Source organism: Bacillus cereus group sp. BfR-BA-01381, from assembly GCF_022663555.1.
Classification (GTDB): Bacteria; Bacillota; Bacilli; order Bacillales; family Bacillaceae_G; genus Bacillus_A; species Bacillus_A pacificus.
On sequence record NZ_JAKUFR010000015.1, the window covers coordinates 24,344 to 43,651 of the forward strand.

Sequence of the window (19,308 nt, forward strand, 5' to 3'; positions counted from 1 at the left end):
CACATAAAAACTCGAGCATTTTTATTATGCTCAAGTTTTTATTTACGCCTTTAATTTATACTATAAATGCTCCAAGATAAATATGTAGCAAATGTAGCCCATAAAAAATATGGAATGAGCAACCATGTCGATACTTTAGACAAACTGGAAGAAACCGCTATGAGAAGTAACGTAGTAACAGCGACTAGTAAACAATCTATTGTTGCTAAAAATAAATCTTTTTGACTGAATTGAAAGTAGCTGAACGCTTGATTGCACATATAATTTAAAAGGAATATAAACCAAAATGTTTTTGGCTTACATCCATATTTGTTGTAAATAATTGCAACTGATAATGCAATAAGTCCATATAATACCGTCCAAACTATTCCGATTGTCATGCCAGAAGGCGTCCAAGACGGCTTTTCCAGCGCATCGTACCACATACGATCAATTGGAAATAAAATACTAGAAACATAAAATAAACCATATGTTAGTAAAAATACTAGAATACTAGATTTTTTCATAAACATTCTCCTTTTTACTCGAAGGTTATAAAAACTTTATATGATTAGTATGTCCTTGTAATGGATGAAATTCTAATATTCAAGTTCCAAATACATATTGTTTAACCTATTTCATACGAATTCTTTCATACTTTTATATGCACAAAGTGCTCTCTCCCGCGCTGCCTTATGATCAACAACTGGCAAAGGGTATGTATCTCCTAGCTTTATATTAGCCTTTTGTAAAATATGCTCAGGTGCTTCCCACGGTTTATGTATATATTTATTAGGCATATCTTTTAATTCTGGTACCCATTTTCTTATATATTCTCCATCTTTATCAAACTTTTCTCCTTGTGTAATCGGGTTAAAAATACGAAAGTACGGTGATGCATCCGCTCCACTTCCAGCAACCCATTGCCACCCCATGGTATTATTTGCAATATCAGCATCTAGTAGTGTATCCATAAACCATTTTGCTCCTTCTTGCCACGGAATTAATAAATGCTTTACAAGAAAAGAGGCTACAGCCATTCTTGCTCGATTATGCATAAAACCTGTTTGCCATAGTTCCCGCATTCCCGCATCAATAAACGGATAACCAGTTTCACCCTTCTGCCATACTGTTAATAACTCCTCTTCATTATTCCACGGAAAATGTTCAAAATTCTTATTAAGAGGTTTATATACTGTAAATGGGTAATGATATAGTAAATAATAAGAAAACTCTCGCCAAATTAATTGACGGATAAAGCTATTCACTTGTTTTTCAAAAAGACTACATTGTCTTTCGGTACTTTTATTGATTAAGTAATGATACATCCACCTCACTGATATTTGACCAAATGAAAGATAAGGTGCCAACATCGAATGAGCATTTTGATTTGGAAAATCTCTTCCTTCACTATAAGAGGCTAATTTGCTAGAGAAAAATTTCTTACATGTTTTGTATGCCCCTTCTTCTGTAGGATCCCATATTGATTCTATATGAGATGTCCACGGTATAGTCGGCAGCAAGTGTAATTCTGTAACAGATAAGCTTTCTGGTAAAGAACTTCCCCATTTTATACTCTGCACTTTACTAATAGGTTTAGATATTACCTGCTTTTGAAATGCATTATAAAAAGGCGTAAACACCTTATATTCAGTGTTATCTTTCTTTTTAATCATCCACGGTTCTAATAATAAATGTGAATTAAATTCCTTACATGTAATACCTTTATCTTCTAACATCATTTTCATGTTTTGATTAAATTGTAATCTGTCCGGATCATAACAAATATTCCAATATACAGCCGTTATACCTAACTGTTCTATGAGAGAAAGTATTTCTTCCTCCGTACTTCCTTTACGAATGATTAAAGTAGAGCCCAATGCCTCAAGTTGCTTCTTTACATCTATTATTGCATGGTGTAACCACCACTTTGACGCACTTCCCATTGAAAAAGTTTCATCATGTACATATACCGGAACAACCTCACCGGACTGAGTAGCTTCAAATAGAGCTGGGTTATCATATAAGCGAAAATCTTTTTGAAACATAACAATAATTTTATTTTGCATGGCTATCCCTTCTGATTCTTAAAGCACAATTCATTTTTTATTAGAACAAGTACTTCTGTTATTTTTAAATGATTATAACAATCGTTCTTTTTATTTTATAATCTTCTTCATTATAAACATTGATTTTCTATCTCTCTAAGTACATCATTTCCTATATTATCTATCTTTTCATTTTTTACGTTATTATATAAACTCTGTAAAATCTTTAACTCTGTTCTTAAATGTAAAATGACACTAGATAATATATATAGCTTAGCTAAACTCTCTTTTCCACACTTCTCTTCATATACTTTTTGAAGAGTAGTAAGATATAACGTCAGTTGAGAGATTTTAATTTTTAGCTGTTCTAGAATTAATTGTTCCTCCCCATATTGTGCAAAAAGTAACGCTTCATATATAGGACGATGCATATCCTCTTTCTTTATCATTTGCTCTAATAATAAATGCTCAAATTCTTGTTTACCACTTTGAGTAATACCGTAAATAGTCCGTTCAGGGCGTTGTTCATTACGAATAATATCAACAACTTCTATAAAGCCCTTCTTTTCAAGTTGCTCAAATGTATAATATAAAGAGCCTTTTGTAATTTTTATATAATATTTCATTTCACTATTTTTTAAAAGTTGCTGGACTTCATACGGATGTCTATTCTTCTCCATAAGAAGACCCAGCATAAAAAGCTTTGTATTCATAATTCTCCACTCCTTAATAACCTATACCAATAGTATAAGCTAAAAATAAGCAAAGAATCTTTTTGTTTTATAAAATTTATGAATTCGAATTCACTTTATTATCCTTTGTACCAGCTTTGACATTCCCCATAAATAATATTGCCATAAATGAAACGATAATTGGAATTAAAGCTAATAGAAATACAGTAGTAATTGAAGATGACATAGCGGCTATAATTTTTTCAAGAATAAAAGTAGGGATACTGGCCCTTATATCTGAGCGAAATATTGCACTTGGATCACCTAAATTATTTAACATGCTGGAACCGTGTTCTATTCCCTTAAAAGCATCCTTTAAATTAGCTGTAAAGGTACTATTTTGAATGGAGCCAAAAATCGTTACCCCAATTGTCATACCTAGTGAACGAAAGAATGAATTTGTTGAAGTAGCTGAGCCACGGAATCTCGGTTCCATATTATGAATAGAAACTGTAGGAAGTAAAGAAAACGAAAATCCAACCCCAAATCCCGTTATAATCATGTATATCGTTAAAAGTGCACGGCTTGTTTGCGGATCCATCGTTCCTAATAAATACATACCTATCCCAAAGGATATTACAGATAATAACATTAAGTTGCGGTAACTAATTTTCGTTTGAAATATTCCGCCAATGGCACTACCTACGACAGAACCTAACATCATTGGTGTTAAAATTAATCCAGCATTAGTTGCTGTTCCACCATATACAGCCTGAACAAAAATAGGAATGAATACTGTTAAAATAACAAATGTTGCTCCATAGAAAAATGTAATAATTTGAGATATTGCAAACTCCTTACGCTTAAACATCCAAAATGATATGATCGGATCTTTCACTTTTCTTTCTACCAATAGGAAGCCAATAAAAAATACAATAAACGATGTAAATAACCCAATGATTTGTATCGAATCCCACTTAAACTCTTTTCCTCCTAATTCTAAAGCGAACATTAAGCTAATTACTGCTATTACGAGCGTTATCGCCCCCCACCAATCAATATTTTGCTTAGTAGGTGGATTATTTTCTTTATAAGCTTTTAAAATAAAAATTAATGACATTAAACCAATTGGAATATTGACGTAAAAAATCCAATGCCAACTAATATTTTCTGTTATATACGCGCCTAATAAAGGTCCTAATACACTTGAAGAACCAAATACGGCCCCTAATAATCCAGTCATTTTTCCTCTTTTTTCAATAGGAAAAATATCAAATACAATGGTAAAGGCGATTGGCATAAGTGCACCCCCACCTATACCTTGAATTGCACGATAAATACTTAGCTGAACAATGCTTTGCGCAGTACCACATAATGCAGAACCAATTAAGAAGATTAATAAACCAAAAATATAGAACCTCTTTCTACCATACATATCAGATAATTTCCCAAAAATAGGCATACCAGCCATAACTGCAACCATATAAGCAGAAGTAACCCAGACGAATTTATCCAATCCACCCAAATCTGAGACAATTGTACCAATTGAAGTAGCAACAATTGTATTATCCATTGCAGCCATTAAAATGCCTAGCATTAAACCAGCTATTACTAAGCGTAAGTTGGTCTCTTTTGCAACCATACCTCTTTCCTCCTTTTTTCACACCCAACAGAATAAATAGTCTAATTAAACTATATACTCATTATAGTTTAATTAGACTATTTTTCAATAAAAAAATAAATCCCCCCAAAATATATTGGAGAGATTACAAATGTAGAATTGCTTCTTATATAAAATAATTAAAACCGTTAAAACGATCACTTCTTTATACTACTGTGATTTTGCGTACATATAGCTTATTCATTTAGTTTTGGTCTAGTTTGTAAATATAAATTCAAATCTGGACTTGAACCGCTAATAATTACATCTCGAACCATTTTAGAAAGTGCCATACTATATACTAATCCATTATCTCCATACGCATAGATAAAGTGACAATTTGGAAACTCTTCATACATTCCAATTATAGGTAAACCATCATGAGTACCACCATAAAAAGCGCTTAAATAAAATTCAGGTTCAACCGTAATATTTGGAAAGAGCTTATTAAATTCATTCACTAATTTCTCTTTTTTATGGATTAATTTTGAATCTCTTTCTTGAGCAATGTTTGTATCTTCATCTAACCCACCTATAATAATCCTGTTATCTGCAGTAGTTCTCATATAAATATATGGTCTCGCAGTTTCCCAAATGAGAGTACGTTTATACCAAGAAGATAAATCTTCTACAGGATTAGTAACAATTGCATACGAGCTAATTAGTGTAGCGTTCTTTTCCTTTTTAAATTCCAAACCTTCATATCCTGCAGCCACAATTACTTTATTGGCAGTAATAGAATTGCCCCCTTTTGTATAAAAAACAGCACGTTCTTTCTCTAACTTTTTGCCAACAATCTCCGTATCTTCATAAATGTGGACTCCTTTATTAGAAGCTTGTTTTAATAAACTATGTGTAAATTTATACGGATTTATTTCACCATCGTTATACGTATAAATAGCTGCACGTTTTTTAAATGGATATCTCTGTCCAATTTGTTCCTCTGATAGCCAAGTCGCTTTAAAATCATGCTTATGTAAATAATACAGTTCTTTCTCTAATTTCTTTATATCCTCTTCATAACTTGCATAATATAAACTGTCACGTCGTTTAAAGTCAGAGCAATAAGGTGAATTTTGATCAGCATATTCAATATCATTAATAGCTTGTTCACATAATTTCATATGCTTAACTGCATACTCTTCTCCAAATGTATTTACAAGTTCAAAAAACATCTTGTCACCTAAATATTGAATAAGTGCTGTATTTGTAAGGTTACTTCCGTGTCCTACCTTTCTTTTATCAACGACAACAATCTTTAAATCTGATTCACTTAAATAGTATGCGGATTGAGCACCGGAACTCCCTGCTCCTATTATTAGTACGTCACATTTTATATCTTCTTCCAATTGAGGATAAGAAGGTGTATTAGAAAAAGTTGTGTTCCAATATAATTTCCCTGTCTGTAAATCCATTTAAAGTGCACCGTCCTAAATAAAATAGTTATATCCCCATCTGTATCTCCAAATCATTCTTACTATATACTTCTTATCAAAATTATTCTTGCTATCATTAAATTATTAGTACAATATGTTTGTCCACTCATATTTGGTATTAAACTAAGCTTATAAAAAGTTAATAGTATATATTATTTATTTTCATTTAGAAATTTAAGAACTTGGTTAAAAGCTTCTTGACCTGCTGGAGTGTTCATTTTAAATTGAAATTCATGCGCTAACTTCCCAGAGATATTTTTATCGAAGAAAAGTGTATCTACAGGTACTCCTTTATTTTGTAAAGTAGAAGCTAATGCTTTAGCTTGCTCTTCAAATGATGCAGTATTTCCATCTGTAATGAACGTTGGTGGATAATCTTTTGTAACGTGTTGATAAATAGAGGCGATTTCCATTTCAGGTAATGTTTCAAACTTCTTTTTCCCAAAGTAAGCCCAGCCAGTAGTACGCATAAAGTCTTGCACTTCTTTGGATGTTTCCATTTTAGCTAATGCAGGCATATTATACGGACCGCAAAATAGCAGTATACCTTTAATTGTAGAAGGAGCAACAATAGCGTCGATTCCAGTTAATTTCGCATAATCTGGAGATGTTTGAATAGTAACGAATTGTCCAGATATTTGCGCTCCAGCAGAATCTCCGGCAAAATACAGGTCATCTAGTTTCACATTATATTTCTTTGCATTTTCTTTTATATATTCGTAAGCCTCACCAAGTTGTAGTACTGGTGTAGGATACTTTCTTTTAGGAGCAAGAGCATAATTTATATTTATTACTGTATAACCACGAGCAGCTAATTCTACTGCATAACCAGTAATGTCTGATTTATCTCCACCTACAAACCCACCCCCGTGCACCCAAAAAATAACAGATTTTTTTCCCGTAAGGTTTTTGGGATAAATAATATCTAATGTACCATCAGGAAATTTAGAATTATAATTGATATCTTTAACAATTCGTGTCTCTTTTAGAGCATTTTTATAATTGTTAGATTGAACAAACATTCCACCTTCAAATGCTTTTTTTATGAGAAACGCTTTTGGAATAGGTGAAACATTCCAAAAAACAACTCCCGCAATAATCAATCCGAAAACAATACAAATAGTTAGCAACATTCTTTTTTTCCATATTATTTTAGGTTTTAACTGTTTTATTGTCATAATTAAAGAATCTCCATTATTTTTAATAATAATCTTAAAATAAATCACAACATAAACTTTTATTTCCCACCTGCTAATCCGTCCTTAAAATTTCATCCAAAAGGTTATATATTTTTATTATGTACATATTAGATATCTCCTATAAAACACATTAAAAATTCAAACAAAAAGAGCAAAAGATCCCCATTTATAGAAGATTTCTTTTGCTCTTTGTAAAAGACATAAGTCCAAATAAAAGTTGCTTATCTATCGATAATTTACACATAAGAATGCATTTGTTTTACTACTTGATTAGCAGAAACTTCAACAACTGTTTCTTTTCCACCTGTTCTATCAATCTTGAAACCATGAACTTTAACATTAGAAGGCACTAACGGATGATGACGAATCATATCTATACTCTTCTCAATATTTTCACTAACATTTTCTTTTCCACTTAGCCATTCCTCAAGACTACCACTTGAAAATTCAGGCATGCAATTTTTAAAGAGATAGTCTAGTTCCTTGTTATTTTTTATGGAATCACGTTGAATTTGTAGATTAACTACATTAGTTTCTTTATCCTCTATTCCGACAACAAAAATTTCTTCCACATTTTCTTCATAAATAGCAATAATAATAGATCTCATTATATCTCCATAAGGATGTACAATTACAGAATCGTAGCTGTGTATAGTCAACATGTTTTCTCGTTGAACGTTAGTTACTTGTTGGATAATAGGCTCTATCCCGTGTTCAATGTCTGTTAACAATAAAACCTTTTTATTCTTTGCATTCATATATAGCACTCCTTCTTCATGATTGTATTTATGAAACTTTTAAACTAGTAACGATAGTTGATTATTCATGACATGATTGTTACCAATTTTTCCATTGTCCTTCTGGATCAACACTCGCCAGTCTAACCCACCCATTTTGAACTTTTTCTCGAAATGTGAAATCATTCTTTAGCAAACGTTCTATATATTTAGTAGGCGCTTGAATTACAATGAGTAAACGAAGTGGTGAGTGATACGTCTCATTATCTGACTGCATTACGGATTGCCAAGGTAAGCCTGATAACAAATCACTTGCATTTCCTTGCATAACACCGAGACCTGCCGTTACAGTTTGTGTTGTTTTATTCCCACTACCATAATAATGAGGGGCTACAGTTGAAGCGTAATATTGTAGATTGATCCACTGCGCTACTGTTCCTGGTCCCGCTATGATGCTAGCTAATATATCGCCACTTTCATCCTGTTTCCAATCATAATTATGAAGGAAAGCCCTACCTTCTAAGTCACAATCCTGCGTTAATTCTCGCTGTCCGATGATAAAAGATGCATTACGGGCTAATCCCCATTCTGGACGTATTTCACTCCAATCTTCTGCAAATCGATGTGCCTCTTTACTCGGATTTTTTATTTTCGTTTTAAAATTAGGTAATTGTGTTAAACGCTCTCTGTTTGCATGTTGGCTCACATTTGGCATAACCGACTCAATACGATCAAATGCTTCTTGCGCAGCTTCCGAAAGTTTTGGGACGTAAATCCATTCCAATTCGTCCACTGTTGTTTTATGTTCAGCTGCTACAAAAATGGTATCCTCAGGAATTTTAATACCTTCAGCAGACAATGCCTCTCTTACTTCTGGAAGATTACATAAAGTAGCAAAAACTCTTGCATTGAATCCTCCTGCTGCTCCGCCACAAGCACCACACTCAAGCGCTGCAGCATAAGGATTGTTCGTACTTTGACTACTATGTCCGCACATTACAACTAAAGGCGCGAATTTTTCTGTCAATCCCACCATTTTTAAAGCTTGACGCACATAGTTCACTTTTTCTTCTTTCGTAAAACCGATCGGTATCTCACATTTTGTATCATGAACATGATTAAGTGAGAATGTTGTATCAGGTTTTTGTAACATCGTTTTACGAAGGTTACGAATGAAACTGCCTACTCTTCTTGGCACAAAACTTCTTGTCACCATTTGTAAGCCAAGTAAAGGGCCACTTACCTCAGGTAACAACATACTTGTCAATACATTTTGTTTCATCGTCTTAAACGTATAACTTACTGAGCTGTCTATCTTCTTGCGTTGTTTATAATTTTTAAATTCCTTTTCATCCGTGAGTTCTTTTATTTGATGTTTCGGTTTTAATATAACTGGCAAAGAAGGATGACTTTCATTACTACCTAGTTCACTAGTCGCAATTGGTAACCCGAAGAAACCGGCTATTCCAAACGTTTCGAACGGACCTAATTTTTCTAGGTGGCGACGAAACGGTTCTGAACGTACATCAATACAGAATGCTAATTGAGCTAATACATGTTTTTTATCATTCGTTGCACGTTGTTTAGAAGCGATCTTCTCCCTTAATTGCTCAGCATGCGTCTGTTCCCAAGCTTCCAGCCAAAGTTTCTTGCGAATATTTTCATCAAAACGATAGGCAAATGCTAATAATTCACTTTGTTCAGTGGCAGACATTTGTAACCATTCCTCTATTGAAATATCCCCCCAATAGATCCAAGAAGCTATAAGTGGGACAACCTCAACTTTTTTCTCAACCTTTTGAATTTTTATAGGTAAATAAGGTTTTACAATGGCTAGCTCCATAGAAATTCGAACTGCTAAATATTCTATAACGAGTTCCTGTTCCTGAATTGATTGTTGGGAACGCCATCGTATCATTCCTGCCCATCCAGGCAAAGCAAGCAAGTGACCTTCAAGGTAAGCTTGCTTGTTAGATTCAGAAATTCCTAGTTCAGATAATGCTTTTGTTAAAGCTCCCTGGGCATCTTGTGGCCACTCTTTTAAAACTTTACGCTCATTTTTACTGAGCGCTGGATCAAATGTAATAAGGTGGTGCCATGCACGATACAAGCCTTTCTCTCGGTTTGGCATCGTCCAGCTTGCCCCGGAGTCATCCAAATATAATTTACACCATTTAATGATGTGATAATTAAGAATATCAGATAGGTTTTCACCCTTTTGATTCTCTATAAGTGTACTTACAGGTTGCATAGAAGAGTCTTTCATACTTCTTGTATTTATATAGCTCATTTCTTCTGCCAGTTTATTTACTTCTGGCGATGATAACAAACTAGAAGGTAATCTTTCTAACTTTAAAGCTTCTTGGCAAAAACGCTCCGCTTTCTCTCGCGGAATATGAAAAGATTGTGAATCAAGCCAACGAGACAAGCCACTTTGTAAAAATAATTCCTCAATCTCCCCTTTTGCCTTTGCCGAATGAATCATAGAAGCACTCGGATATATATCCACATTACGAATTTCTTTTAACCAATCTGCAACTTGTTCAAATGATTGTTTTTCAAGCCCCATCCAAGGGTGATGAGCTGCAAATGTAGCAATCGGCCAAAGTGGTGCAATCACTCGGCTAGCAGATTTAACTAAATCATTCATATTATTTTCTTGTACTTCAATGTTTGTCTCTTTCTTTTTTAAAGTTTCTTTCGTTACGATTGACGATATGCCCATCACTGATTACCTCCTTTTGATACATAATGTTTCAGATAGCTTGGATGACTTTCTACTGACTTTCTTCTCGCCTCACCTACTCGAACGAACCAAAGGTACATTACAGCAAATATAGTAGAGGATTGGTTACGAGTAACGAGAGTACTAATAGCACTACCAAATAATAAGAGACATATAACAAAAATAACGGCTGGAGCTGAAGGTTGAACGCTTTGATACATGTCAGTATGCAACCATTTATAAAGAGAATTATGAACTGTAAAGTAAATGAGAGAAAATCCAGCTAAAATAAATAGACCAACAATTCTTCCCATTCTTCCCTCTCCAAAAACAACAAGCTGTTTCCATGAAAAGTATAATGACCACCCTAAGACGAACGCACTAACGAATTGATACCCTTCTCCAGAAGTCGTAAACCAAAATGCAATCACTATAAATAATCCGAAAACACGCCCGACTATCATCCATAAATTGGACATCTTTTCATTAGACTGCTTCACTTCCCCAAAACGTTGTACGGAAGAACCAGCTTGTAAAAACAGTGTAGCTTTAAACAAACCATGTAAAATTAAATGAATAACAGCCGCTAAATAAGCTCCTAATGCGCATTGAATCAGCATAAACCCCATTTGTGCAATAGTTGATCCCACTAGCTGACGTTTATAATCAACCTGAACTAGGCTAATTCCTGTTCCGATTAAAACAGAAATACTAGAGAAAATTAGTAAAATGATTTGTGCAATATCATCATGAAACAGTGGCGAAAATCTAGTTAACATGATACCGCCAGCATTTACTAACCCCGCATGCATAATAGCAGAAACAGGAGTTGGAGCAACAGCCGACTCAATTAACCATCTTTGGAAAGGCCATTGTGCTGCTGGAATCATCACAGCTACTATAATAAATAAGTTAATTCCTGTTTTCTCCAACGTTCCAAATTGAGCTACATTTTCATTCGTTACAACTGATGTTAACTGCCACTGTCCAGTGATTTGAAAAAGCCAAATGATAGCTGCTAGCAAGGCGATCCAGCTTATTGTAAATAAATAGCCAGAGATTTTTGTTGCTTCACTAACTACTTTCCATCCTTTATTTAGACCTATGAGTAAAACCAATCCTATAAGAGTTGCTCCCCAACAAATAATCATGAAACGAAGATCATTACTTAACCATGCAACCGAAGATACACCTGTAGTAAATGTAAAAAGTGCAAAGTATTTTCGATATGAGCGATCCCCCAGTAAGTAACGTATAGAAAAACGTTGAATGATTAAGCCAATTGTAAGAACAAAGAAAGCCATGAACCAAGCTAAAGTATCTAAATGCCAAGGCCCTACAACCCTATCTCCATTGTGATTAACAAGTGCGAGTAAAGAAACCAATGAAGGCAATGCAGCGATACCAATATGGATATAAACAAAACGTAAAGGCATCCTTGCATGTAAAAACAATAATCCACTTAGACAAGAAGCACTAAGCGCGATAAAAAATAATATTAACAATGTTGATGAACTTAGCGAAATTAACATGTACAATACTCCCTTCTAAACGAAAATAACCTATAAAAATTCCTTTTCATTACGATAGTTTTTTTAATTTCAATTTTCATTCACTCTTTTTAGTACATCGTTTTTTCCATAAAAAAAACCGACAACTTCCATAATTCAATGATTTTATATCATCATTGAATTATGGAGATTGTCGGTTTCCCTTCAACTAACTTCAATAAAGTTTTTTGAAGAGCTCCCATTTTATAAAAGAATGTATGTATTACTCCTATTAAAAAGAAAAGTATATTTCTGATCTCCTAGATTATACAACCAATATATCAATTTATGTTATGCGCCATCTTTTCATTAAGAAACTTTTTCATTTAGTCAATATTACATATTAAAAAAATGCTAAAGCCTTAATTATAGCAAACAGTTAAAATAAGCATCTATTAATTTTTAAAACAATTATAAGATAAACCATATTAAGCAGTTTGTCAATTTTTTATCTGTTTTTAAGATTTATTATACGTAAATAACTTCAAATTTTTAATTATTATCATGTTAATAAATGTAAATAAAGTGCGAAATTTTTAGGTTTCTTAATTATCTCCCTCTAACTCTACGGTGGTTTTAATTTTTAAAACTTTTCCTCAAGATTATGAAACAATTTAAAAATCATTACTCGTTCACCTGTACGCGAACTTATATCCGTATGGAAACTTTTCACTTTTTCTCCACTCAATTCGAGTATAATCCCTTTCAAATCGTCAATTCCAGATTCAACTAGCTCCGAACGATTTTTCTTTATCGTTAGCATACCGTCTTTTGTTTCGCAAACAGTATATTCAGCCGGTGTTAAAATACCTTGTAAATTTACGATAATCATATCTCGTAATATATCTGTCTTAACGGATATAGACCCGCGTCCTAAGTAGTCCTTCTCCCAGTGCGTAATTGCTTTGCTTATCTCTGATTCAATAGAGCCTTTTGAGCTTTTCATCTATGTATCCTCCTTCAATAAAATAAATTTACAATAACAATATAATAATCTGGATTGATTTTATTTTCAATTATTGAGAAGAATTTATAGGGGTAGCAAAAAAGAACTCTTATAAAATTAAGAGTCCTTTTTATATTATTTCGATAAAAAGAAAAACAAGTACCTCAATATTAGATCACTTACTTTTCTTTCATCATACACTTTCTAAACAACCCTATAAACCATTCTAATTACTTGCTTCTTTTTCAAGTTTTTGAGTCGCCACCTTTTTAGGCATGAAACATGCAAAGATTAATGCTACAAAAGATAAGAATAACATAAATAGATAGGCATCACCTGAGCCGAAAATAGAAGATAATTTCGCTAGTTGAATAGCGGCAATGCTTCCATTTTCTAAAGATAACTCTGAAGCGTGTGAAGTTGCTTGAGTCGTATATATAGTAATAACAACTGCTGTTCCAATAGCACCTGCTAATTGACGAATCGTATTATTTACCGCTGAACCATGTGAACCTAATTCTCTAGGTAAAGCATTTAGTCCTGCTGTATTTAAAGGCATTGAAATGAAACTTAACCCAATTCGCAAAATAATAGTGCGCACCATTACATACATATACGTTGTAGATTCAGTTAAATCAATTACACCCCACATCGAAATAATAATAAATACTAACCCTGTAATAAAGAGTGGTTTTGCTCCGTATTTATCATACATTTTACCTGTAATAGGTGATAAGAATGCATTAATAACAGCTCCAGGTAATAGAAGCAAACCTGTTTCAAATGCGGTAAAGCCTCTTCCATTTTGTAAGTAAATCGGTAAAAGAATTAAATCAGCATACATAATCATCGTGACGAGTACGTTTATCACTGATGTAAGAGTAAAAATTTTATACTTAAATACGGATAAATTTAATAATGGATCGTTAGACTTTATTTGACGTAAGCAAAATAACGCTGTAACAATTATCCCGGTAATGATTGTTGTAATAACAATTGGATGACCCCATCCCTTACTTCCTGCACTACTGAATCCAAATAAAACACAACCAAAGCCAATCGTTGATAAAATGACGCTTACAATATCCAACCTTGCTTTTGTCGTATCTGCAACGTTCATTAAATATTTCAGTGCAAGAATAATGACGATGAATACAAATGGAGCTAATCCAATAAATAACCATCTCCATGATACATATTCAATGATAAAACCAGATAACGTTGGAGCGATTGCTGGCGCAAAAATCATGGCAAAGCCGATAGTTCCCATAACACTCCCGCGCTTTTTACTAGGGCATAAATATAAAATAACTGTCATCATGAGCGGCATAATAATTCCCGCCCCAATTGCTTGAATCATTCTTCCTGTTAATAACATGCCAAAATTGATGGCACCGGCACATAGTAATGTTCCGATGAATAAAAAAAGCATTGAGCTAGTAAATAATTGCCTTGTTGTAAAACGTTTCATTAAAAATGCCGTAATTGGCACTAACACACCGTTTACGAGCATAAAACCTGTTGATAACCATTGTACAGTTGCAGCTGTAACATCAAATACCTCCATTAAGTTACTCATTGCCACATTAAGTAACGTCTGGTTTAATGTCGATAAAAAACATCCAGCAATTAGTACAATTAATAAAACTTTCTTATTTCTTTCTGTTATTCCCTTCTCCATTTGTAAACTCCCTTTTTCCATAGTTGCATTATCGACACAGTGTCGATAAAATTCATAGTAACAAAGATACATATTCCTGACCATGAACAATTTTGTTGAAAATGTTCATTAATCGACATTGAAAATATGCTTTGTCGAGAAAGTCAAAGAAAAATCTATAAAGGAGTTTAAAAATGTCTACATCTAAAAAAGAGGATCCTCGTACACTTCGTTCAAGAGAAATGTTTAAAAATGCCGTCTATTCCCTTTTACAAGAGGAATCTACTATTTCAAATTTAACAGTTCAGAAAATAGCAAACAAAGCTGGGTTAAATCGGACAACATTTTACTTACACTATCAAGATATTCAGGATTTACTCATGCAGCTCACTGATGAAATTTTAAATGAACTTTCTAATAAAATTACTGCTTTAATACACGTAAGTGATTTATCCGAAAAACAACAGCTAACACAATTGCTTGATTATTTATATACTCATCGAAATTATTTATCCATTTTATTTAATATGAATCATTTTGAAGAACAATTATTTCTATTAATAAAGCGATTAGTAGAAACGAGAAGGAATAATAGTGAGACAGAGCTACCAGCAAATTATGTCGCTATTGAGATTAAAACTGCCTCATTGGTAGGAATCATCATGTGGTGGATAAGAAATGGACTTCATTTTAGTTCAGATTATATTACAAATCAAATTTATTTCATGTACAGAGGATAATGATTGCAGGCTATTTACTAATAGAATGAGGTTAGAGCATATGAGCCCTGTTTCGCTACGGAGAAAAACGCGAATTTCGTACGCTAAGAGAATTTGAATATAAAAAATCCCCCGATTGTTAGAATCTGCTTAACAATCGGGGGACACTTCATGGAAATCGACTTTGTATTAGTTATTGTTTTAGTAATAAAAACATCTTTTTAAAATAACTATATTTATACTATAGACGTTGATCTTTCTGGAAGTTTAGACAAAAATGATCCTCATCATTATATACCCCAAATTCATACCCTTGCTCTTTATAAAATGTAATAATTTCAGGGAGAGCTTGTAATGTTTGCGCCTTTTCATGCATTAAAACAACTTCTACCTCTTCTGTTGTTTGTTTCTTTACATTTTCAATAATTTGAGTTGAATTATCTTTTAATTTCCAATCATTTGAGTCTATAGTCCAATCCCAAACTTTCATTCCTGCTTCTACAATTTGATTACGAATTTCATCACCCTTTAATCCTGGTGCAGATCCATATGGCGGACGAACCAGTTTAGGAGTTGTGCCTGTGATATTATGAATTAGAGCTAACGTTTCTTTCATCTCCGGTACAAATTGTCCTTTTTTGTATAGCTTATCACTATTATGTGTCATACTATGAGCACCAATATAATGTCCTTCTTTTACCGCTCTTTTTACGTTTTCCTGAAAACCTGTATTTTGTAAATTACTACCTTGCATAAAAAATGTCGAAGCAACATTTTGCTCTTTTAATACATCTAAAAATTTCCCAGTTAATTCACTAGGGCCGTCATCGAATGTTAAATAAACAACCTTTCCTAACGGTTTTCCATCAGGTCTTTTCTGTTTTTCCGGTAATGTTCCCTTATTCCTTTCTTGTTGCTGCGTATTAACTTGATTCATACTTTCATTTGCTACTCCCTTCGCCGGGATAGCATTCCATTTCCCAATTAAAAAGAATGTGAAAAATGTCGCTGCTAAAACAACTCCTAGAGATATTATTGCCTTCGTTACTACACTTGTTTTTTTCTTACTTTGCGATTCTTTCATGATGTTTCGATCCTTTCCCTATTAATTATTTATAAGGCTGAATCGTTAGTTTCAGCCGGTATTTACAATAAATAGATTAATAGAGACGGATAAAGATAAAATGCAGATAATGTCGAAACCAGTTAAAGAATAGCCTATTACATTCACTCTTCTGCAAAATATTTGTTTCTCTAATACAGTTAAATTTGAACACCGAATATACACCCAAAATAAAAAACACTAATCTTTCTAAATATCATTTTTATATTAAGATACAAGAATACCGGTATTAAGATAAAATACAGAGATAACCTTACTATTGAAATTCTATTATAATTTTGTAATTGGAATGAAATTGGATTACATAAAGAACCAGAAGAAATAATATGATTTGGAGGTATCACGATGAGCCTTTTAATTAGGGAGTTAGAAACAAATGATTTAGATAATTTCCCGGAGATTGATGACAGTTTTATAGTGAATGCTCGGTTAATGCTTTCTCTTTCAAAAGTAAATAGACGCATAGAATATACAGTAGAAGACGTTCCGAGTTATGAAAAAAGTTATTTACAAAATGATAATGAAGAACTGGCGTACAATGAATATATAAATAAGCCAAATCAAATAATTTACATAGCACTGTTACATAACCAAATCATTGGATTCATAGTATTGAAAAAGAATTGGAATCACTATGCTTACATAGAAGATATAACGGTGGATAAAAAATATCGTACACTCGGGGTTGGTAAAAGATTAGTTGTTCAAGCAAAACAGTGGGCAAAAGAAGGCAACATGCCAGGTATCATGCTTGAAACGCAAAATAATAATGTCGCAGCATGTAAGTTCTATGAAAAATGTGGATTTGTAATTGGTGGGTTTGATTTTCTTGTTTATAAAGGCTTAAATATGACAAGTGATGAAGTTGCAATTTATTGGTATTTGCATTTCGACTCTTAACGTTAAACATAGTCAAAATAAAAACCCCAATCTCTCCATATTAAAATTGAGAAATTGGGGTTAAGTTACTTAACAATATTTTTATTTAAAACCAGTAACTTATTAATAATCCTGCTGATAATAAAAAGCCAAAAATCGTATTTGTCATCGCTGTTGATTTCATTGCGATGCGCATATACCCTGGATCCTTTGCTCCTTTTTGGAAACTTTGAATGGCGGAGATTGGCTTTCTCAAACCTAGGAACATCACTAATGCCCAAGGGCTTATATAACCCATTAATACAATTACAGCGATCCATAAATAAGCAATGAAAAAGGCTACAGCTAGTGTTACTACTGCTTTTTCTCTCCCAAGGAGGATGACTAATGTCTTCCTTCCACCTTTAATATCTTCTTCGATATCTCGGATGTTATTTGACATGTTGATTGCACCGACTAAAATTCCAATTGGAATGGAAATTAATACACTTTCAGTCGTTATCGTATTCGTTTGAATAAAGAAAGCAATAAGTACAAAGCATGTCCCCATCAACAATCCAGAAACTAATTCCCCAAACGGAGTGTACGCAATTGGTAATGGACCACCTGTATATAAATAGCCAACCGCCATTCCAATTAAACCGATGACAACTAACCACCAGCTACTATTCATACAAATATAAACTCCAATAAATGCTGCTACTACATACAATAAAAGTGCAACTGTTAAAACATTTTTTGGTTTCAATCCATGACGGACAATTCCGCCACCAATTCCAACAGAATCAGCTGTATCTAATCCACGTTTGAAATCATAGTACTCATTAAATAAATTCGTTGCTATTTGCAATGCTAAACATGCAACCATCATCGCAATAAATAAAAGCCAATCAATTTTGGCAACATAAAGTGATGCCACTGTCCCTAAAATTACAGGAGAAAACGTCGCCGTTAACGTATGCGGGCGCGTCATCTTCCATATTAATTTAGCGGAACTAATTTCTTTTTCTGTCCCCATAACTCTGTTCAAACTCCCTACTTTAAGTATAAATTACTAGCAGTATCTTTCTATCTATGTCCTGCCACGCATCTATTATAGCAAAAAATGAATTGGTAATAGAACTGTAATGCTCTTGCTTGCACCATAACTTTGCATCAAAATATCATTTTTTCTAATATGGGGTACAGTTGCATGCCCATCAACTTAAGAATTTCATAATACCCCCAAAACGAAGAAAATTTTCGTTTTGAGGACACTTCAAAATATTAGCTTGAGGGTATGGGACTGAACCCCTAATGCTTTATTTTAATAATAATTCTTTTCATAAAATAAAACCCAGTTATCAGTCTAAACCATTTTTTAGATCTAACAATAACAAGTGTACATTTTTACCTTTCAGATAGTCTCTCTTATTCTAATTTCTTCATTTCTTTCAGCCGTTCTATATCCTTTTCTGAAGCCTTTTCTATTTTATACAATTCATAGCTACCCTTTGTCTCATTTATCACTACAAATTCAATTTCATTCCGAATATAGCTTTTAGTTTTCCCTTTTTTATAACCAATAACATTATCTAATATAGTTTCCCCACTATCTTTTTTATATAAATTATAGCTAACAGGCGGACGACCAATTACATACTTATTATCAGAAAATCCGACTATATCATCTCTCCCTAATCCTGTCGAAACACTCCAGACAAAAATAATCTGAAATATAGAAAAAACAACAATACCGCATATGGAAAAAAATAGGATTGATTTAAAAAATAACTTTAAAGATATCCTACCCAAAAATATTCCCTCCCATTTCACCTCGGGATAGCAAGAACAAAACGTGAATTTTGTACGCTAAAAAACCGAATTTTTTAGATTTTTGAAATCAGTCCCCCGCCAGTGCCATAAGAAAAAGAGTTACCGCAGTAACCCATTTGCTTATAATACACGTCACTAGGAAAAGCTATGGATGAATAAAA

At 33.3% G+C, this 19,308-nt stretch carries 16 protein-coding genes; 2 read left to right on the plus strand and 14 right to left on the minus strand.

The genetic code is table 11. From position 1 onward, the window contains the following. Positions 1-50: 50 nt before the first annotated feature. The 11 genes from MR079_RS07655 to MR079_RS07705 form a co-directional block, all read right to left on the minus strand. Complete coding sequence (locus MR079_RS07655) at positions 51-506, minus strand: TspO/MBR family protein (protein WP_000749772.1); 456 nt, start codon at positions 504-506, stop codon at positions 51-53. A gap of 111 nt (positions 507-617) precedes the next feature. Further along, the gene (locus MR079_RS07660) at positions 618-2,048 is read right to left on the minus strand and encodes a cryptochrome/photolyase family protein (RefSeq protein WP_242293794.1); all 1,431 of its coding nucleotides are present in this window, start codon (positions 2,046-2,048) and stop codon (positions 618-620) included. Between the two features lie 110 nt (positions 2,049-2,158). After that, positions 2,159-2,740 (minus strand): PadR family transcriptional regulator, encoded by a 582-nt coding sequence (locus MR079_RS07665; protein WP_001093178.1) that lies wholly within the window; start codon positions 2,738-2,740, stop codon positions 2,159-2,161. A gap of 76 nt (positions 2,741-2,816) precedes the next feature. Then, entirely contained in the window at positions 2,817-4,340 is a 1,524-nt protein-coding gene (locus tag MR079_RS07670; RefSeq protein ID WP_098298574.1) for an MDR family MFS transporter, read from the minus strand. Between the two features lie 215 nt (positions 4,341-4,555). Beyond that, entirely contained in the window at positions 4,556-5,773 is a 1,218-nt protein-coding gene (locus tag MR079_RS07675; protein WP_242293795.1) for an NAD(P)/FAD-dependent oxidoreductase, read from the minus strand. A 173-nt stretch (positions 5,774-5,946) separates the two neighbouring features. After that, positions 5,947-6,972, minus strand: coding sequence for an alpha/beta hydrolase (locus MR079_RS07680; RefSeq protein ID WP_011040477.1), 1,026 nt, complete (start codon positions 6,970-6,972; stop codon positions 5,947-5,949). 257 nt (positions 6,973-7,229) lie between these two features. Then, positions 7,230-7,751, minus strand: a complete 522-nt coding sequence (locus MR079_RS07685; protein WP_000992255.1) for a carbonic anhydrase — start codon at positions 7,749-7,751, stop codon at positions 7,230-7,232. A gap of 79 nt (positions 7,752-7,830) precedes the next feature. Beyond that, positions 7,831-10,455, minus strand: coding sequence for a DUF2309 domain-containing protein (locus MR079_RS07690; RefSeq protein WP_242293796.1), 2,625 nt, complete (start codon positions 10,453-10,455; stop codon positions 7,831-7,833). Then, positions 10,455-11,987 (minus strand): NADH dehydrogenase subunit 5, encoded by a 1,533-nt coding sequence (locus MR079_RS07695; RefSeq protein ID WP_242293797.1) that lies wholly within the window; start codon positions 11,985-11,987, stop codon positions 10,455-10,457. Before MR079_RS07695 ends, MR079_RS07690 begins: the two co-directional genes overlap by 1 nt. A gap of 601 nt (positions 11,988-12,588) precedes the next feature. After that, on the minus strand, positions 12,589-12,951 hold the full coding sequence (locus tag MR079_RS07700; RefSeq protein WP_242293798.1) for a Na-translocating system protein MpsC family protein: 363 nt from the start codon (positions 12,949-12,951) through the stop codon (positions 12,589-12,591). Between the two features lie 226 nt (positions 12,952-13,177). Beyond that, positions 13,178-14,632: a DHA2 family efflux MFS transporter permease subunit gene (locus tag MR079_RS07705; protein WP_242293799.1), complete on the minus strand. Its 1,455-nt coding sequence runs from the start codon at positions 14,630-14,632 to the stop codon at positions 13,178-13,180. Between the two features lie 173 nt (positions 14,633-14,805). Here MR079_RS07705 and MR079_RS07710 point away from each other — a divergent pair, with 173 nt between their 5' ends. Then, positions 14,806-15,351: a TetR/AcrR family transcriptional regulator gene (locus MR079_RS07710; protein ID WP_242293800.1), complete on the plus strand. Its 546-nt coding sequence runs from the start codon at positions 14,806-14,808 to the stop codon at positions 15,349-15,351. A gap of 220 nt (positions 15,352-15,571) precedes the next feature. On the opposite strand, the gene MR079_RS07715 is transcribed toward MR079_RS07710, so the two are convergent. Then, the gene (locus MR079_RS07715; protein ID WP_242293801.1) at positions 15,572-16,414 is read right to left on the minus strand and encodes a polysaccharide deacetylase family protein; all 843 of its coding nucleotides are present in this window, start codon (positions 16,412-16,414) and stop codon (positions 15,572-15,574) included. Positions 16,415-16,798: 384 nt separating this feature from the next. Between MR079_RS07715 and satA the strand changes: the two genes are divergently transcribed. Then, positions 16,799-17,353: a streptothricin N-acetyltransferase SatA gene (gene satA / locus MR079_RS07720; protein ID WP_061182543.1), complete on the plus strand. Its 555-nt coding sequence runs from the start codon at positions 16,799-16,801 to the stop codon at positions 17,351-17,353. Positions 17,354-17,438: 85 nt separating this feature from the next. On the opposite strand, the gene menA is transcribed toward satA, so the two are convergent. Next, positions 17,439-18,350 carry a 1,4-dihydroxy-2-naphthoate polyprenyltransferase gene (menA, locus tag MR079_RS07725; protein ID WP_000536373.1) on the minus strand — a complete coding sequence of 304 codons (912 nt, stop codon included), beginning with the start codon at positions 18,348-18,350 and terminating at the stop codon, positions 17,439-17,441. Between the two features lie 392 nt (positions 18,351-18,742). Continuing rightward, on the minus strand, positions 18,743-19,126 hold the full coding sequence (locus tag MR079_RS07730) for a hypothetical protein (protein ID WP_139866037.1): 384 nt from the start codon (positions 19,124-19,126) through the stop codon (positions 18,743-18,745). Between the last annotated feature and the right edge of the window lie 182 nt (positions 19,127-19,308).